Source organism: Streptococcus oralis, assembly GCF_001578945.1.
Taxonomy (GTDB): Bacteria; Bacillota; Bacilli; order Lactobacillales; family Streptococcaceae; genus Streptococcus; species Streptococcus oralis_Q.
In genome coordinates, this window is record NZ_KQ969551.1 from 450,147 (window position 1) to 451,936 (window position 1,790).

Below are 1,790 nucleotides of genomic sequence, written 5' to 3' on the forward strand. Positions count from 1 at the left end.
ACCATACCAAGTTTTTTTGAGTTACATGAAGTCTAACTTAATTTGACAATCTAGGTCATCTAAAAAGATTTTTGTGAATATTTAATAATTGCTTTTTTGAAAAAATCCTATTCAGATTTTGTATATTTTTACCCAACAGAACCCTCCATTTCATAGCTAATCAAGCGGTTCAGCTCAACGGCGTATTCCATTGGCAGTTCTTTGGTGAAGGGTTCTACAAATCCCATGACGATCATCTCAGTCGCTTCGCTTTCTGAAAGTCCACGGCTCATGAGATAATAGAGCTGTTCTTCTGAAATCTTGGAAACCTTTGCTTCGTGCTCCAAGGCTACCTGTGAATTATGGATTTCATTAAAAGGAATGGTATCGGATGCCGAAATATCATCCATGATAATGGTGTCACATTCAATATGGCTGACCGATTTAGCCGAATCCTTGTTAAAGGTGACCTGACCGCGATAGTCCACTTTTCCTCCGCCTTTAGCGATGGACTTGGAGACAATCGAAGAACTGGTATGGGGAGCATTATGAATCATCTTAGCACCAGTATCTTGGTGTTGCCCCTTGTTAGCAAAGGCAATGGAGAGCATAGTTCCACGCGCTCCTTCTCCATCTAGGTAAACAGATGGGTATTTCATGGTTACCTTGGCTCCTAGATTTCCATCGATCCACTCAACAGTCGCATTTTTAGTTGCTTTTGCTCGCTTGGTTACTAGGTTATAGACGTTATCGGACCAGTTTTGGATGGTCGTATAGCGCATATAAGCACCATCCAAGGCAAAGATTTCAACGATAGCAGCATGGAGGCTGTTGCTAGAATAAGTCGGTGCTGTACAACCTTCAACGTAGTGAACGCTAGCTCCCTCATCGACGATAATCAAGGTCCGCTCAAACTGACCAGAATTTTCATTGTTAATCCGGAAATAAGTCTGAAGGGGGATATCAACCTTAACGCCTTTAGGAACATAGATAAAGGTTCCTCCAGACCAAACAGCAGAATTAAGAGCTGCTAATTTATTGTCTGTTGGTGGGACTAATTTTGCAAAGTACTGTTTAAATAGATCTGGGTATTCCTTTAAGGCTGAGTCTGTATCTGTAAAGACAATTCCCAACTTTTGGAATTCTTCCTTCATATTGTGGTAAACCACTTCTGATTCATACTGGGCAGAGGCGCCAGCTAGATAGGCACGCTCAGCTTCCGGAATCCCGATTCGTTCAAATGTTTCTTTGATTTTTTCAGGAACTTCATCCCAAGAACGGGCTGGTTTGTCCGACGGTTTTTGGTAGTAGATCAAGTCATCAAAGTTAATCTCTGATAAGTCTGGCCCCCAGGTTTGCATCGGCATTTTTTTGAAGGTTTCATAAGACTTCAAACGGAATTCTAACATCCACTCAGGCTCACCCTTGGCAGCAGATAGTTCACGAATGACATCCTCGTTCAACCCTTTTCCTGTCGATAGAACGGGCTCTACATCATCGTGAAATCCAAATTTATACTCACCTAAATCAATTGGTTTTGGTTCTACTCTTTCTTCTGACATGTGTCTCCTTTTTCTCATTAAAATCAAGAAAAGTATAGAATTTCCTTACTTCTCTTGCTCAGATTCTTCAATCATTCGTTTAACAGCATTCCAAGCCAAGGTGGAACATTTGATGCGTTGGGGAAATTTTGCAACACCTGCTAAAAAAGCTGCATCACCTAAGGCTTCTTGGCGCACGTCTTCTTTTCCTTGAACCATTTCAGAGAAAATCTGAGCCAAGTCTAAAACCTCAACCTTGCTCTTTCCGAT

General features: G+C 41.5%; 1 protein-coding gene and 1 pseudogene. Both read right to left on the reverse strand.

Translation table 11 applies throughout. From position 1 onward, the window contains the following. Positions 1 to 128: 128 nt before the first annotated feature. Positions 129 to 1,541 (reverse strand): Fe-S cluster assembly protein SufB, encoded by a 1,413-nt coding sequence (sufB, locus tag SORDD16_RS04850; RefSeq protein WP_061452568.1) that lies wholly within the window; start codon positions 1,539 to 1,541, stop codon positions 129 to 131. Positions 1,542 to 1,586: 45 nt separating this feature from the next. Then, positions 1,587 to 1,790: pseudogene (locus SORDD16_RS04855) on the reverse strand (Fe-S cluster assembly sulfur transfer protein SufU); the annotation flags it as partial.